This window comes from Cupriavidus sp. SZY C1 (genome assembly GCF_032190535.1).
Lineage (GTDB): Bacteria > Pseudomonadota > Gammaproteobacteria > Burkholderiales > Burkholderiaceae > Cupriavidus > Cupriavidus pauculus_C.
Genome location: NZ_JAUANU010000001.1, coordinates 377,177 through 392,927, shown reverse-complemented (window position 1 = coordinate 392,927; position 15,751 = coordinate 377,177). Strand labels below are relative to the sequence as shown.

Annotated in this window: 12 protein-coding genes; 5 read left to right on the top strand and 7 right to left on the bottom strand. The window is 67.5% G+C overall.

All coding sequences use genetic code 11. The features are described from left to right. The first annotated feature begins 53 nt into the window (after nucleotides 1-53). Nucleotides 54-2,408, top strand: a complete 2,355-nt coding sequence (locus QTN24_RS01865) for a UvrD-helicase domain-containing protein (protein ID WP_124683583.1) — start codon at nucleotides 54-56, stop codon at nucleotides 2,406-2,408. A 58-nt stretch (nucleotides 2,409-2,466) separates the two neighbouring features. Here the strand turns inward: QTN24_RS01865 and QTN24_RS01860 are convergent, their stop codons facing one another. The 4 genes from QTN24_RS01860 to QTN24_RS01845 form a co-directional block, all read right to left on the bottom strand. Then, entirely contained in the window at nucleotides 2,467-3,273 is an 807-nt protein-coding gene (locus QTN24_RS01860) for a BPSS1780 family membrane protein (RefSeq protein WP_124683584.1), read from the bottom strand. Between the two features lie 6 nt (nucleotides 3,274-3,279). Then, nucleotides 3,280-4,263, bottom strand: coding sequence for a homoserine kinase (locus QTN24_RS01855; RefSeq protein WP_313835135.1), 984 nt, complete (start codon nucleotides 4,261-4,263; stop codon nucleotides 3,280-3,282). A 172-nt stretch (nucleotides 4,264-4,435) separates the two neighbouring features. Beyond that, nucleotides 4,436-4,849, bottom strand: coding sequence for a DUF2782 domain-containing protein (locus QTN24_RS01850; protein WP_124683586.1), 414 nt, complete (start codon nucleotides 4,847-4,849; stop codon nucleotides 4,436-4,438). 184 nt (nucleotides 4,850-5,033) lie between these two features. Then, nucleotides 5,034-5,981 (bottom strand): TIGR00730 family Rossman fold protein, encoded by a 948-nt coding sequence (locus QTN24_RS01845; protein ID WP_172966032.1) that lies wholly within the window; start codon nucleotides 5,979-5,981, stop codon nucleotides 5,034-5,036. Nucleotides 5,982-5,985: 4 nt separating this feature from the next. Here QTN24_RS01845 and polA point away from each other — a divergent pair, with 4 nt between their 5' ends. The 4 genes from polA to QTN24_RS01825 all read left to right on the top strand — a co-directional run bounded on the left by polA (nucleotide 5,986) and on the right by QTN24_RS01825 (nucleotide 12,465). Next, nucleotides 5,986-8,796: a DNA polymerase I gene (polA, locus tag QTN24_RS01840; RefSeq protein WP_313835134.1), complete on the top strand. Its 2,811-nt coding sequence runs from the start codon at nucleotides 5,986-5,988 to the stop codon at nucleotides 8,794-8,796. 281 nt (nucleotides 8,797-9,077) lie between these two features. Continuing rightward, complete coding sequence (locus QTN24_RS01835; protein WP_313835133.1) at nucleotides 9,078-10,484, top strand: NAD(P)/FAD-dependent oxidoreductase; 1,407 nt, start codon at nucleotides 9,078-9,080, stop codon at nucleotides 10,482-10,484. Between the two features lie 106 nt (nucleotides 10,485-10,590). After that, entirely contained in the window at nucleotides 10,591-11,466 is an 876-nt protein-coding gene (locus QTN24_RS01830; protein WP_124683589.1) for a dienelactone hydrolase family protein, read from the top strand. Nucleotides 11,467-11,604: 138 nt separating this feature from the next. Beyond that, nucleotides 11,605-12,465 carry a ZIP family metal transporter gene (locus QTN24_RS01825; RefSeq protein WP_124683590.1) on the top strand — a complete coding sequence of 287 codons (861 nt, stop codon included), beginning with the start codon at nucleotides 11,605-11,607 and terminating at the stop codon, nucleotides 12,463-12,465. A gap of 27 nt (nucleotides 12,466-12,492) precedes the next feature. Here QTN24_RS01825 and QTN24_RS01820 read toward each other — a convergent pair whose 3' ends face one another. From QTN24_RS01820 to QTN24_RS01810, 3 genes are all read right to left on the bottom strand, one after another. After that, nucleotides 12,493-13,353, bottom strand: coding sequence for a sulfurtransferase (locus QTN24_RS01820; protein WP_313835132.1), 861 nt, complete (start codon nucleotides 13,351-13,353; stop codon nucleotides 12,493-12,495). An 84-nt stretch (nucleotides 13,354-13,437) separates the two neighbouring features. Continuing rightward, nucleotides 13,438-14,358, bottom strand: a complete 921-nt coding sequence (locus QTN24_RS01815) for a DMT family transporter (RefSeq protein WP_313835131.1) — start codon at nucleotides 14,356-14,358, stop codon at nucleotides 13,438-13,440. Nucleotides 14,359-14,553: 195 nt separating this feature from the next. Continuing rightward, a complete protein-coding gene (locus QTN24_RS01810; RefSeq protein WP_313835130.1) occupies nucleotides 14,554-15,660 on the bottom strand; it encodes an aromatic ring-hydroxylating dioxygenase subunit alpha in 1,107 nt (368 codons plus the stop codon). Between the last annotated feature and the right edge of the window lie 91 nt (nucleotides 15,661-15,751).

The window sequence follows — 15,751 nt, the reverse complement described above, 5'->3', positions numbered from 1 at the left end:
CGGGGCAGGGGCCCGCCGGTATAATTGCCGCCTACTTTACCGGCCCCGATCCGATGTCCAGCCTGCTCGCCAACCTCAACGCCGAACAACTCGCCGCCGTCACTTTGCCGGACGAACCGGCCCTGATCCTGGCCGGCGCGGGCAGCGGCAAGACCCGCGTGCTGACCACGCGCATTGCCTGGCTGATCCAGAACGGGCGCGTGTCGCCGGCCGGCATCCTGGCCGTGACGTTCACGAACAAGGCCGCCAAGGAGATGCAGACGCGGCTGTCGTCGCTGCTGCCGATCAATACGCGCGGCATGTGGATCGGCACGTTCCACGGGCTGTGCAACCGCATGCTGCGGGCCCACTTCCGCGACGCCGGGCTGCCCCAGACGTTCGCCATCCTGGACACCCAGGACCAGTTGTCCGCGCTCAAGCGGCTGCTCAAGCAGCTGAACGTCGACGACGAGAAGTATCCGGCCAAGAACCTTCAGTACTTCATCAACAACGCCAAGGAACAGGGCCTGCGCCCGGCCGACGTGGAGGCCAACGACGACTTCAACCGCCGCTTCGTCGACCTCTACGCCGCCTACGACGCGCAGTGCCAGCGCGAGGGCGTGGTCGATTTCGCCGAGCTGCTGCTGCGCTGCTACGAACTGCTGCGCTACAACGACGCCATCCGCCAGCACTACCAGCACCGCTTCCGCCACGTGCTGGTGGACGAGTTCCAGGACACCAACGTGCTGCAGTACCAGTGGCTGAAGCTGCTGGCCGGTTATGGCACGGGCCAGGCCGCGGCCGTGTTCGCGGTGGGCGACGACGACCAGAGCATCTACGCGTTCCGCGGCGCCAACGTCGGCAACATGCGCGATTTCGAGCAGGAATTCCGCGTGCGGCACCTGATCAAGCTGGAGCAGAACTACCGCTCGCACGGGCATATCCTGGACAGCGCCAACCATCTGATCTCGCACAACGCGCGCCGGCTGGGCAAGAACCTGCGGACCGACGCCGGGCACGGCGAGCCGGTGCGGGTGTTCCAGGCGGGCTCGGACGGGCAGGAGGCGTCGTGGATCGTCGAGGAGATCCGCGACCAGATCGCCCAGGGCATGTCGCGCTCGGAAATCGCCATCCTGTACCGCAGCAACGCCCAGTCGCGCGTGATCGAGCATGCGCTGTTCTCGTCGGGCATCCCGTACCGGGTGTACGGCGGCCTGCGCTTCTTCGAGCGGGCCGAGGTCAAGCATGCGCTGGCCTACCTGCAACTGATCGAGAACCCGCGCAACGACGCCGCGTTTGGCCGTGTGGTCAACTTTCCGACGCGCGGCATTGGCGCCAAGACGCTGGAGAACCTGCAGGACGCCGCGCGCCAGTACAACTGCTCGCTGGCCGAGGCGGTGGCCTACGTGCCGGGCAAGGGCGGCACGTCGCTGGCGGCGTTCCTGCGGCTGATCGAGCAGATGCGCGCCGAAACCAGCCGCCTGACGCTGGCCCAGACCGTGGAGCACGTGACCAACGCCAGCGGGCTGATCACGCACTACCAGACCGAGAAGGAAGGCCAGGACCGCATCGAGAACCTGCAGGAACTGGTGACGGCCGCCCAGGCGTTCGTGGTGGAAGAGGGCTACGGCCTGGACGCGCTGGCACGGGTGCTGCCAGTCGGCCGTGACGTGCCGCCGGCGCTGGCGCAGGGCGACCAGGACCAGCAGGTGCTGGACCCCGAGCAGCTGCCGGTGGTCATGACGCCGCTGGTGGCGTTCCTGACGCACGCGTCGCTGGAAGCCGGCGACAACCAGGCGCAGGCCGGCCAGGACGCCGTGCAGATGATGACCGTACACGCCGCCAAGGGGCTCGAATTCAACGCCGTGTTCATCACCGGCCTGGAGGAAGGGCTGTTCCCGCACGAGAACAGCGCCATGGAGGCCGACGGGCTGGAAGAAGAGCGCCGGCTGATGTACGTGGCGATCACGCGCGCGCGCCAGCGGCTCTACCTGTCGTTCGCGCAAAGCCGCGTGCTGCACGGGCAGATGCGCTACCACGTGCGCTCGCGCTTCTTCGAGGAGCTACCCGAGCCGGCGCTGAAGTGGATCACCCCGCAGGGCCAGTCGTCGTACGGCAACTACGGCATCAGCCGCCAGGAACGCGACAACGCTTGGGGCCGCGACTGGTTCAAGCGCGCCGAGGACGTGCCGTACACGGGCACCAAGGCCACCGGCGGCATGGACACCGGCAAGAACTACGCCGAAGAAAAGCGCGCCGCCGCCACCGGTTTCCGCGTGGGCCAGAACGTGTTCCACACGAAGTTCGGCGAAGGGAAGATCAAGGCGCTGGAGGGCGAAGGCGCCGACGCGCGTGCCCAGATCGATTTCAAGCGCCACGGCGCCAAGTGGCTGGCCCTGGCGGTGGCGAAGCTGGATCCGATCGATTGATCGACTGATCGATTGTGTTTGCCCCTCTCCCGCGCGCGGGAGAGGGGCGCGGACAAGCTCAGGGGTTGTCCGCCGCCGCCCCATTCCCCGTCTCGCCCGGCGGGACGACGTTGAAGCAGCCCCGGTACGTGGCGTAGAACGAGCAGTACAGCACCGCGAGCATCAGCAGCGAGTACGGCGTCACCAGGAACGACAGCACCGCCTGCGCGCCCAGCGCCGCGAAGACCGTTTCCAGGAACAGGGGCACGGCCACCAGCAGCACGGCGAACAGCAGCGCATAGGTGAAGAACGCGCCGCGGTTGCGCCAGCAGGCCGTCCAGCTGAAGAACAGCGCCTTGATCGGCGGCACCTGGTGCCAGGCGGCCAGCAGCGGCGCGAACCAGAACATCATCGCCACCGGCGTGTACAGCACCGCGCCGATCAGCAGCGCGAAGTAGAGCTGCCGGATCGCGTCGGCCGTCGGCTCCTCGCCGCGCAGCACGATCGGGGCCACGGCGCCAATGTCGACCACGGCCGTGGCGGCCAGGCTCAGCGCGAACACCAGCACCGCATAGATGCCGCCTAGGATCAGCAGATGCCGGGTGGCCTGCTTGCCGTTGGTGCGGAACCCCGCCAGCAGGATCGTGGGCAGGACGCGCTTGTTCTGGATCACCTCGCGGCAGGCGGTCATCACCCCCACGTACAGCCCCGGCGTGAACACCAGCAGCGCGATGATGCCGAACAGCGGCACGAAGATCGCCAGTTGCGCGGCAATCAGGTAGATGAACAGCAGCATCAGGAACGCAAGCGGGTTCTTGCGGAACAGCCAGATGCCCTGGCGCAGCCAGACGTAGCCTTCCTTGGCGGAAACTTCCAGTAGTTGCATGGCGAATCAGATCCAGGGGAGCGCCGGCCCGTCGTCCAGGCGGCGGCGCAGGATGCGTTCGAAATGGGTCGGATCGTGCGGCTGGAGCATGTCGGCCTCGCGCGGGAGATAGAAGTCCCACAGGCGCGACACCCAGAACCGCAGCGCGCCGGCCCGCAGCATGTCCTGCCAGTGGGCTGCCTCGGTCTTCGTCAGCGGCCGCACCGCGTGGTAGGCCGCCAGCAGCGCCTGGGCGCGCACGGGGTCGAGCGCGCCGGTGGGCAGGTCGATGCACCAGTCGTTGACCGTCACGGCCAGGTCGAACAGCCACTTGTCGTGGCCGGCGAAATAGAAATCGAAGAAACCGCCCAGCTTGTGCTGGCCGTCGACGGTGTCGAACAGCACGTTGTCGCGGAACAGGTCGCAATGGCACGGGCCGGCCTGCAGCGCCGCATAGTCGGCACTGCCGAAGAACACGGTCTGGTGCGCGATCTCGTCGGCCAGCAACTGGCGCTGGGCGGCGTCCAGGAACGGCGTGATCTCGGGCACGGTCTGCTGCCACCAGGCCAGGCTGCGCAGGTTGGGCTGCTGGCGCGGGTAGTCCTGGCCGGCCAGATGCATGCGTGCCAGCATGGCGCCCACTTCGGCGCAGTGGTCGGCGGCCGGCGCTAGCTGCGACGCGCCGGGCAGCCGCGTGACGATCGTCGCCGGCTTGCCCTTCAGTTCGCGCAGGATCTCGCCGTCGCGCGCGGGCATGGGCGCCGGCACGCTGATGCCGTGGCGCGCCAGGTGATCCATCAGGTGCAGGTAGTAAGGCAACTGGTCGAAGCGCAGCCGCTCGAAGATCGTCAGCACGAACTCGCGCGTGACGCCGTCCTGCTCCATGGTCAGAAAGAAGTTGCTGTTCTCGATGCCCGAGGCAATGCCGCGCAGCGCGCGCACTTCGCCTAGGTCGTAATCAAGCAGCCAGCGGGCGATCTCGTCCTGCGAGACCGTGGTAAAGACGGCCATACTCTCAAATTGGTGCGAATCGGGGGACGGCGGGGCGGCAACACGGGGTTGCCCGGCTCCGTCGCCGTGGCATTGCTGCCGGAAGGCCGGCGCGATCCGTGCCCGGTCATCGGCCAGGCGCGGATCGTGGGTCAGAAAGGCGTAAGACTAACAGGTCGGGCGACGGCGCCGGTCAGAACTTGAGGTTGACCGACGGTACGCGGTTCACGTCATGGTCCCGAATCCGGGGCGAGCTGTCCTCGGGCTTGCTCATCTCGTACTTCGTGCCAAAGCCCGACTGCACCTGGATCTCGGTGGCGCGGCCCTTGTCGCGGTATTCGGTCACCTGGGTGCCGTCGCGCTCACGAAGCTGGAAGCTCGGCTCGCGGGGCTGGTTCAACTGGCTCTTGGCCGCCGGGGCGATCGGCTGGTTGTTGATCTTGTTGAGTTCCTGCTGGGTCAGCGCGTTGGTGGTTTCCTCGGCCAGCGCCACGTTGGCACCGGACAGGGCCGCCACGGCGGCGACGAGCGCGAGCAGATAGCCGGGGCGGCCGATCCTGGCGGACCGACCGGCCAACCTGGCACCCGGTTGCGAAGGGGAAGTCATCTGAGGCTCCTGTGCGCGCGGGCAGGGGGCCCCGCGACGCGGATTTTGCCTGTGCAGCCGGCGGCGCCGGGTGTGGCAGGCGGACAGGCTTCCATTCTAGCAATTCCTGTCGTTTTCGGGCCGCCGTCGTGGCCTTCCGTCCACCCGGCGCGTGACGCCCCGGGTGGCTTGCGCGACGCTTGCCTTACAGATAGAACATTTCTTCCTTCGGCGGGATCGGATGGTCGCCGCCGCGCTTCTCGTAGTACTCGTAGACGGCCTCCAGCACTTCCTGCGGCTCGTCGACGATCTTCATCAGGTCCAGGTCGTGCTCGGCAATCAGGCCCATGGGCAGCAGCGTGAAGCGGAACCAGTCCAGCAGGCCCTTCCAGAACCGGCTGCCGTACATCACCACCGGCACCGACCGGGACTTGCCGGTCTGCACCAGCGTCAGCACCTCGGCCAGTTCGTCCAGCGTGCCAAAGCCGCCCGGCATGACGATGAAGGCGTCCGAGTTCTTCACGAACGTGACCTTGCGCGTGAAGAAATGGCGAAAGCGCATGGCGATGTCCTGGTACGGATTGCCCTGCTGTTCGTGCGGCAGCTCGATGTTCAGGCCCACGCTGGCCGACTTGCCGGCGTGCGCGCCCTTGTTGGCCGCTTCCATGATGCCGGGGCCGCCGCCGGAGATCACGGCGAAGCCCGCGTCCGAGAACAGCCGCGCGATTTCGATGGTCTTCTGGTAGTACGGCGAGTCCTCGCGCAGCCGTGCGCTGCCGTAGATCGAGACGGCCGGACGGATCTCCGACAGGTACTCGGTCGCCTCAATGAACTCTGCCATAATCGTGAACATTTGCCACGAGGCGCGCGCCTTCTTGGCCGTGGCCCGGTCCTCATCGGCCAGCGCACGCAGGCTCGGAATCATCTTGCGCGGATTCGCGCGCGCCGCTGCAGCCCGTGCGGCGGCATCCTGCTCTTCAACGCTCTTGCCGGCAGCCGCGGCATCGGCTTTTGCGGCGATGGCGGCGGCATGCGCCGACGCCTTTTCGGGAGGGGGATTCACCGAATTACCGGAAATGTCGGAAACGTCCGTATCGGCGAGGGGAGCGGCATCTGCACCGCCAATGGGGGCACCAGTCAATTTTGAGTCCATGGGAATGTCGGATAGTCCAAAAACACTCTTGCTCGTCGATGGATCGAGCTATCTGTACCGCGCATACCACGCGCTGCCGGACCTGAGGAATGGCGAAGGTCTGCCCACAGGGGCAATCTACGGCATGATCAACATGTTGCGCAAGCTGCGCAACGATTACCCGGCACAGTATATCGCCTGCGTATTCGACGCCAAGGGCAAGACGTTCCGGGATGCGATGTACCCCGCATACAAGGAACACCGGCCGTCGATGCCCGAGGATCTGGCGCGCCAGATCGAGCCGATCCACGAGGCCGTGCGCGCGCTGGGCTGGCCCATCGTGGTGGTCGAGGGCGTGGAGGCCGACGACGTGATCGGCACGCTGGCCTGCCAGGCCACGCAGCAGGGCGTGAAGACCGTGGTATCTACCGGCGACAAGGACCTTGCGCAGCTTGTGAACGACAGCGTCACGCTGGTCAACACGATGAGCGGCGAGGTGCTGGACCCGCCGGGCGTAGTCAACAAGTTCGGCGTGCCGCCCGAGCGCATCGTCGACTACCTGTCCCTGATCGGCGACGCCGTGGACAACGTGCCTGGCGTGCCGAAGGTGGGCCCCAAAACGGCCGTCAAGTGGCTGACCGAATACGGCACGCTCGACGCGATCATGGCCGGCGCCGACGGCATCAAGGGCGTGGTGGGCGAGAACCTGCGCAACACGCTGGACTGGCTGCCGCGCGCCCGCGAACTGGTGACGGTCAAGACCGACTGCGACCTGAGCGGCGCCGTGGCCGACTTCCACGCGCTGCACGACCTGGGCGAGGACAAGGACAAGCTCGTCGACTTCTTCCGCAAGTACGGCTTCAAGACCTGGCTGCGCGAGGCCACCGGCGAATCGCTGCCGAACGCGCGCGCCGCCGCGGCCCGAGGCACGGCCGGGGCGGCCCAGGGCGGGCTGTTCGACGCCGCGCCGGCGTCCGACGACGACGGCCAGCCGGCCGAGGACCTTGCGCCGGCCGAGATCCGCTACGAGACCGTGACCACCGAGGCCGCGCTCGATGCCTGGCTGCAGAAGCTGGTGGACGCGCCGATCGTCGCCATCGACACCGAGACCACGTCGCTGGACCCGATGATGGCGGAACTGGTGGGCGTGTCGGTATCGGTGGAGCCGGGCGAGGCGGCCTACATTCCGGTGGCCCATCGCGGCCCCGACGTGGCCGGCCTGGACAACCACGGCCAGCTCCCGCGCGACTTCGTGCTCGACAAGCTGCGCGCCTGGCTGGAAGACCCGTCGCGGCCCAAGCTCGGCCAGCATCTGAAGTACGACGCGCACGTGTTCATGAACTACGGCATCACGCTGCGCGGCATCGCCCATGACACGATGCTGGAAAGCTACGTGCTGGCGTCGTACCGCAACCACGGCATGGACAGCCTGGCCGAGCGGCTGCTGAGCGTGAAGACGCTGACCTACGAGGAAGTGTGCGGCAAGGGCGCCAGCCAGATCGGCTTCGACCAGATCGACCTGCAGCGCGCCACCGACTACGCGGCCGAGGACGCCGACGTGACGCTGCGCCTGCACCGCAAGATGCTGCCGCAGCTTGAGCTGGCCGACGGGCTGCGGTACGTCTACGAGCAGATCGAGATTCCGGTCTCGGTGGTGCTGCAGAAGATCGAGCGCAACGGCGTGCTGATCGATGCCGACAAGCTGGCCGCGCAGAGCGCCGACCTGGGCCAGCGCATGATGGAGGCCGAGCGCGCCGCGCACGAGGCCGCCGGCCAGCCGTTCAACCTGGGCTCGCCGAAGCAGATCGGCGAGATCCTGTTCAACCAGATGCAGCTCCCGGTGGTGAAGAAGACCGCCAGCGGGGCGCCGTCCACCGACGAGGAAGTGCTGCAGAAGCTGGCCGAGGACTATCCGCTGCCCAAGCTGCTGCTGGATTACCGCGGCCTGTCCAAGCTCAAGTCGACCTACACGGACAAGCTGCCGAAGATGGTCAACCCGCGCACGGGCCGCGTGCACACCAGCTACGGCCAGGCCACGGCGGTGACGGGGCGGCTGGCGTCGACCGATCCGAACCTGCAGAACATCCCGGTGCGCACCGAGGAAGGCCGCCGCATCCGCGAGGCGTTCATCGCCGGGCCGGGCAACGTGATCGTGTCGGCCGACTACTCGCAGATCGAGCTGCGGATCATGGCCCACATCTCGGGCGACGACAACCTGCTGCGCGCCTTCGCCAACGGCGAGGACATCCACCGCGCCACGGCCAGCGAGATCTTTGCCGTCGAGCGCGAGGCCGTGACCAGCGAGCAGCGCCGCTACGCCAAGGTGATCAACTTCGGGCTGATCTATGGCATGAGCGCGTTCGGGCTGGCCAGCAACCTCGGCATCGAGCGCGACGCGGCCAAGCACTATATCGACCGCTACTTCATGCGCTATCCGGGCGTGGCCAACTATATGGAAGAGACGCGCCAGAAGGCGCGCGAGCAGGGCTACGTCGAGACCGTGTTCGGCCGCCGCCTGTGGCTGCCGGACATCCGCGGCGGCAACGGCCCGCGCCGCCAGGCCGCCGAGCGCGCCGCCATCAACGCGCCGATGCAGGGCACGGCCGCCGACCTGATCAAGCTGTCGATGATCGCCGTGCAGGACTGGCTGGAAGCGGACGGCCTAGGCGCGCGCCAGATCATGCAGGTGCACGATGAACTGGTGCTCGAAGTGCCGCAGGCCGAGTTCGAGCTGGTCAAGGTGCGGCTGCCCGAGCTGATGTGCGGCGTGGCGCAACTCAACGTGCCGCTGGTGGCCGAGGTGGGCAGCGGCGCGAACTGGGAAGAGGCGCACTAGTCCGCTACACGGCGCGCGGTTGGACGGGGCGGCAGGGGCCGCCGCGCCCCGTTATTCCGCTGTCTCCCGTGCGATGCCGATGTATGCAAAGAAGTACTGTCTGAATCGACGGCTGACCGCTTGCCAGCCGGTGCTGCTCTGCAGCACACTGGTAGCCATCCCGTCGGATTGGCCGCACCCGCCAGCCGCACGCAGAACATCGGCCTCGCGGTGCGAGACCACAACAGAAAGACGCCGCAGGGGCCTGCACCGGTTTTCAAATTGAAAACATCGGGTAGACCATGAGCAACGCAACAGGCAGAGAGGAAAGCGCCCCCACTCCCATCGACCAACCTTCCGGCGGCCCGCAGATCGCGGCGCCGCGTCCTGCGGGGCAAGCGCACCGGATCATCGTGGTGGGCGGCGGCGCCGGCGGACTCGAACTTGTCACGCGGCTTGGCGACAAGCTGGGCAAGTCGCGCCGCGCGCAGGTGACACTGGTCGACCGCATGCCGACGCACATCTGGAAGCCGCTGCTGCACGAGGTGGCCGCCGGCAGCATGGACCCCAACACCCACCAGCTCGAATACGCGGCGCAGGCGCGCTGGCACCATTTCGACTTCCAGCAGGGCGAACTGACCGGCATCGACCGCGCCGGCAAGCGCATCCTCGTGGCCGCCTGCCTGGACCAGGACGGCACCGAACTGCTGCCCGCGCGCGACCTGCCGTACGACACGCTGGTGCTGGCCATCGGCTGCATCACCCATTTCTTCAACGTGCCGGGCGCGGCCGAGCATGCGATCGCGCTGGATACGGTCGACCAGGCCGAGCGCTTCCGGCGCCGGCTGATCGCGGCCTGCGTGCGGGCCCAGAACGGCAAGGGCCGCGTGGGCCAGGACGGCCGGCCGCGCGTGGACGTGGCGATCATCGGCGCGGGTGCGACGGGCGTGGAACTGTCGGCCGAGTTGCGCAACACCGCGCACGTGCTGAACGCCTACGGGCTGCACCAGCTTGACCCACGCCGCGACGTGCGCATCCATGTGATCGAGGCCGGGCCGCGCATCCTGCCCGCGCTGTCCGAGCGCGTGTCGGCCGAGACGACCAAGCTGCTGCGCAAGCTGGATGTGGACGTCTTCACGTCCGAGCGCGTGACCGAGGTGACGCACGACGCGGTGCTGACGGCCAGCGGCAAGCATATCGACGCCGACCTGACGGTCTGGGCGGCCGGCATCACGGCCCCGGGCGTGCTGCGCACGCTGGGCCTGCCTGTCAGCAAGATGGGCCAGCTCGTGGTGGGCCCGACGCTGCAGACCGAGACCGATCCCGACATCTTCGCGTTCGGCGACTGCGCCGCCGCGCCGTGGCCCGAGAAGCAGACCACGGTGCCGCCGCGCGCCCAGGCCGCGCACCAGCAGGCCACGTTCCTGTACGACGCGCTGCGAGCCCGGCTGGACGGCAAGCCGCTGCCGAAGTTCGGCTTCAAGGATTTCGGCTCGCTCGTGTCGCTGGGCCATTTCAGCGCCGTGGGCAGCCTGATGGGTGGCCTGATCGGCGGGTCGATGTTCATCGAGGGGCTGATGGCGCGCTTCATGTACACGTCGCTGTACCGGATGCATGTGCTGGCGCTGCATGGCGCGATCGGCATGGGGCTGGACACCATGACGCACTGGCTGCGCAGCAAGACCAGCCCGCGCGTGAAGCTGCACTGAGCCGCTGGCCGGCGGCGCGTGCGTTGCCGGCCATGTTTGCTTAGAATCGACGGCGCCGCGCGGACGTCACTTGGGCGCGGCGCCCCCGATGCCCAGGAGACCCCCCATGCTGAAGCCCGAAGTCGAAAGCCTCGTTCCCGGTCAGACGTTCGACCGCCGCAGTTTCGTCAAGACCGCGCTGGGCTCGGCCTTCGCGGCCGCCGCGCTGCCGGTGACCGCCCAGACCATCAAGACCGACTTCCAGGGGCTGACCGCCGGCGAGGTCACCGTGCCGTCGGGCGGCTTCAGCATGCCCGTGTACCGCGCCCAGCCCGAAGGCAAGAAGAACCTGCCCGTGGTGCTGGTCATCAGCGAGATCTTTGGCGTCCACGAGCATATTGCCGATGTCTGCCGCCGCTTTGCCAAGCTCGGCTACCTGGCCATCGCGCCGGAGCTGTTCGCGCGGCAGGGCGATCCGACCAGCTACGGGACGATCCAGGAACTGCAGGCCAACATCATCCAGAAGGTGCCGGACGCCCAGGTCATGGGCGACCTGGACGCCTGCGTGACCTGGGCGGCGGCCAACGGCGGCGACGTGAACCGGCTGGGCATCACCGGTTTCTGCTGGGGCGGGCGCATCACGTGGCTCTACTCGGCCCACAGCCGGCGCGTGAAGGCCGGCGTGGCGTGGTACGGCCAGCTTGTCGGCCAGCCCAACGCGCTCAAGCCGAAGAACCCGGTGGACATCGTCGGCGACCTGCACGCGCCGGTGCTGGGCCTCTACGGCGGCAAGGACACCGGCATCACGCAGGAACACGTGGCCCAGATGAAGGCGGCGCTGGCCGAATCGTCGAACCCGAACGCGAAGGCGTCGACGTTCGTGGTCTATCCCGACGCCGGCCACGCGTTCCATGCCGACTACCGGCCCAGCTACGTCGAGGCGGCCGCCAAGGATGGCTGGCAGCGCTGCCTGGCGTGGTTCCGCCAGCATCACGTGGCCTGACGGGGCGGGCCGCATTGGCCCTGCCGGCGCGCGGGTGATTGCAAAGAGGGTGGAGAGGTACGTACAATGCCGACTCTCGCGTTTTTGCAACCATGTTGCGTTAAAGCGCTGGCGTAGTCAGTCGGCGACGACTGCCCGGTGGTCGGGCAGGGGCCGGTCCGGGAGTTCATCATCCATTCCACGCTTTTGTACATCCTGCTGGCGGCGACGATTTCGGGCGTCGGCAGCATCCTCGGGGCCGCGCTGCTGTCGCTGACCGTGGCCTCGCGCGTGGTGGAGCGCATGGTGAGCTTCTCGGTGGGCGTGCTGCTGGCAACGGCGCTGCTGCATTCGCTGCCCGAGGCGTTCGAGTCCGGCGCCGACCCGCGCGCGCTGTTCGGCACGCTGCTGGCCGGGCTGCTGGGGTTCTTCCTGCTGGAAAAGATCTCGCTGCTGCGCCACTCGCACCACCACGAGGGCGACGGGCACCATCACCACCACGGCCACGACCGCGAGGAAGCCGGCCGCAGCGGCCTGACCATCCTGGTGGGCGACACCTTCCACAACTTTGCCGATGGCATCGTGATCGCGGCGGCGTTCCTGGCCGATCCGCATATCGGCATCGTGACCGCGCTGGCCATCGCCGCGCACGAGATTCCGCAGGAGGTGGGCGACTTCATCGTGCTGCTGAACGCCGGCTTCTCGAAGGCGCGGGCGTTCGCGTTCAACCTGCTGTCGAGCCTGGCGGCCATCCTGGGCGGCATCGTCGGCTATTTCCTGCTGGACCAGCTGACGGCCTGGATTCCGTACGTGCTGGTGATTGCGTCCAGCAGCTTCGTCTACATCGCCGTCAGCGACCTGATGCCGCAGATGCAGCGCCGGCCGCGCCTGAAGGAATCGGCCGTGCAGGTGGTGTTGGTGGCGGCGGGCATCGCGGCCATCGTCTTCATCACCAATGGCGTGCACGAGCAGCACGCCCATCGCCACTCGCAGACCGGCACCGAAGCGGCGTCGAACTGACGCCGCCGTCCCGGCTCAGGTGCTGGCTCAGGTGCCGGTACCGGTGGCCACCGGCCGCTGCGGGTCGGCGCACCATTCGCTCCACGACCCCGGGTACAGCGCCGCATCGGTCAGGCCGGCCACTTCCATCGCCAGGAGGTTGTGGCAGGCCGTGACGCCCGAGCCGCACTGCATGACCGTCTGCGCCGGCGCCTTGCCGCCGAAGACCCGGCCGAACTCGGCGCGGAGCTGGTCGGCGGGCTTGAAGCGGCCGTCCGGGCCCAGGTTGTCCTTGAAGAAGCGGTTGGCGGCGCCGGGGATATGGCCGCCGACCGGGTCGAGCGTCTCGTTCTCGCCGCGGAAGCGGTCGGCCGCGCGGGCATCGACGACCAGCAGCGACGGTTGCGCGAGGTTGTCGACCAGCGTGGCGGCATCGACGGTACGCACCAGCGACGTCCGGCGCGTCAGGTTGCCGCCGGCGTCCGGATCGGGCGTCGTGCCCGGTTCCAGTGGCAGTCCGGCGGCCAGCCAGGCAGCCTTGCCGCCATCGAGCACGGCCACGGCGCCGTGGCCCACCCAGCGCATCAGCCACCATAGCCGGGCCGCGTACATGTTGCCCTGCGCGTCGTAGGCCACGACCAGCGCATCGTCATCGACGCCCAGCGCGCGCATCCGCGCCACGAACATCTCGGCATCGGGCAGCGGGTGCCGGCCGTTGAAGCCGGTCCTGGGGCCCGACAGTTCGTTGTCCAGGTGCAGGTAGAAGGCGCCCGGAAGATGTTCCTGCTGGTACATCTCGCGGCCGGCGGCCGGGTTGGTCAGGTCGAACGAGCAGTCGACGACGACCACCGGCCGGCCCTGTTGCCGCAGGTCATGGAGTTCGGTGGCGGAGATCAGCGGAGATGGCATGGAGAACCCGTGTCGGTAAGGAAAAGTGCGCCGACAATGCTACACCGCAACGGCCCGGACAGCCCGGACGGCCCGCGCAGCCGGTCACACCTCGGGATGCACTTCCGCCTCGGGCGACTTGACCGGCGTGGCCGGGGTGGGGTGCTTGTCGGTGTCGCGGGCGCGCGTGAGCGTGGTGGCGATGCCGCTGGCCACGATCAGCGCCATGCCAAGCCAGGACACCCAGTTCAACCGGTCGTTCCAGACCAGGATGCCCCACAGGCTGGAGAACACGATGCCCGCGTACTGCAGGTTGGCGGTCAGCAGCGTATTGCCGCGCTTGTAGGCGCGCGTCATCGACGTCTGGCCCAGCGTGGCCAGGATGCCGATGGCCAGCAGCAGGCCCACGCCGTGCCAGGTATGGGTGCTCAGGCCCGTGAACAGCATCCAGACCAGCCCGCAGACCAGCCCGACCCCCGAGAAATAGAACACGATGCGGCCTTCGGGCTCGCCGAGTTGCCCCAGTTGCCGGACTTCGACATAGGCCAGCGCCGTGAACACGCCCGAGACCAGCCCGATCATGCCGCCGGCCAGTTGGTCCTTGCCCACCGACGGCTGCAGCAGGCAGATGACCCCGGCAAACGACAGCAGGATGGCGCCGATCAGCTTCTTGTCGGCCGCCCCGGCGGTACCGGCCAGCGCGGCGCCGGCGCCCAGGATCAGCGCGATCCAGACCGGCGACATGTAGTTCAGCGTCATCGCCGTGGCCAGCGGCAGCAGCGTGATCGACGTGAACCAGAGCAGCAGGGCGGTCACCCCGAAGAGGCTGCGCTTGATGTGCGTGACCATATGCGGCGTACGCACCGACACACCCTGCGAGCGCAGCAGCACCCACATGATCGTCACGCCAATCAGGCTGCGGTAGAACACGATCTCGCCCGTGGTGTATTGCTCGGACGCCAGCTTGACCCCCACCCCCATCAACGAAAAGGCGAAGGCGGCGAACAACATCCAGAGCGATTGCATGGCGGAAACCGGGGCGAGAAGGGTGTAAAGGGGCGAAGGGAGGGGCAAAACCGAAAATCGTTGTATCAGCAACGATTAAGTGGCGATTCTATCAGTGCTTTGCCGGCCGCTCCAATGCAAAACGGACCGTTTTCACGGTCCGTTTCTCGTCGTCCACAGCGAGGGCGGGCGGCTGGTGCCCGTCATTGCGGCGGCTCAGCGCTTGTTGTAGTCCATCGCGCGCCGGTACCACTCGTGGAAGTGCTGCATGCCGTCTTCCATCGGCGACTGGTACGGGCCGGTCTCGCTGATGCCGCGCTTCATCAGCGCCAGGCGGCCGGCGTCCATGCGCTCGGCGATCTCGTCGTCCTCGATGCACGTCTCCATATAGGCGGCGCGCTCGGCCTCGACGAACTCGCGCTCGAACAGCACGATTTCCTCGGGGTAGTAGAACTCCACGACGTTGCGCGTCTTGCGCGGGCCCAGCGGGTGCAGCGTGGAGATGCAGAGCACGTTCGGGTACCACTCCACCATGATGTTGGGGTAGTAAGTCAGCCAGATCGCGCCGTGCTTGGGCAGCTTGCCGTTGTTGAAGCGCAACACTTCGCCGTGCCACTTCTGGTACGTCTGGCTGCCCGGGCGCTGCAGGCCCTTGTGCAGGCCCACGGTCTGCACGCTGTACTGCTCGCCGAACTCCCACTTCAGGTCGTCGCACGACACGAAGCTGCCCAGCCCCGGGTGGAACGGCACGACGTGGTAGTCCTCCAGATAGACCTCGATGAAGGTCTTCCAGTTGTAGTTGCACTCGTGGACTTCCACGTGGTCGAGCATGTACCCGTCGAAATTCAGGTCCTCGGCCACGCCCATGCGCGCCAGGTCGGCGCGGACGTCGCGCTGGCCCTCGAACAGCATGCCGTTCCAGTTCTGCAGCGGCGACCGGTTCAGGCGCACGCAGGGCTGCTCGGCAAAATGCGGCGCGCCCAGCAGTTCGCCCTGCAGGTCGTAGGTCCAGCGGTGCAGCGGGCAGACGATGTTCTTGGCGTTGCCGCGGCCGTTCATCATGATGGCCTGGCGGTGGCGGCAGACGTTGGAGAGCAGTTCGATGCCGTCCGGGTTGCGCACCAGCATGCGGCCCTCGTCCTCGGCGGCCAGCGTCTGGAAGTCGCCGGTCTCCGGCACCATCAGCGCGTGGCCGACGTAGCCCGGGCCCTTGCGGAACAGCAGTTCGAGTTCTTGTTGATGCAGCGCCTCATCGAAATAGACGTCGACGGGCAACTGCGAATCAGCCGGCGCGAGCTTGAGCGCGGTGCTGAGATTGGACATTATCCCCACTCCCTATGACAGGCGAAAGCAGTGAACAACCCAACCATCGAAATAGGAATCGATTTGGGAAACCGTGTCAGACGAGCGAAAC